Source organism: Streptobacillus felis, assembly GCF_001559775.1.
Taxonomy (GTDB): domain Bacteria; phylum Fusobacteriota; class Fusobacteriia; order Fusobacteriales; family Leptotrichiaceae; genus Streptobacillus; species Streptobacillus felis.
Window position 1 is genome coordinate 1 of the sequence record NZ_LOHX01000283.1, and the last position, 325, is coordinate 325.

General features: G+C 23.4%; 1 pseudogene. It reads left to right on the forward strand.

Annotation, left to right across the window (positions count from 1 at the left end):
• Nucleotides 1-325: pseudogene (locus AYC60_RS09085) on the forward strand (hypothetical protein); the annotation flags it as partial.

The window sequence follows — 325 nt, forward strand, 5'->3', positions numbered from 1 at the left end:
TAGAATTGAAAGTTTTTTAGAATTAGATCAAAAAATATCTAAGCTTAATATAGGGATAAATTTAAATCATAAATTAAAAACTGATTTTGAAATAGGAGATAGATTAGGTAGATTAAAAGGAGATGTAACATTATCAAGTAAACTAGGAAATTTTGAGATAATGGGTAAAGCATATACTAATATAGGCTCTATAATAAGAAGTTATAAAAATAGGACTGCTGGAGGAGAAATTTCCTTATCTTATGAAAAAGGTGGATTAAGCTTTAAAAGTATATTAAATCATGAAACTTTATATGATTATAGTAAAAATAAAAAAAGTTCTTCT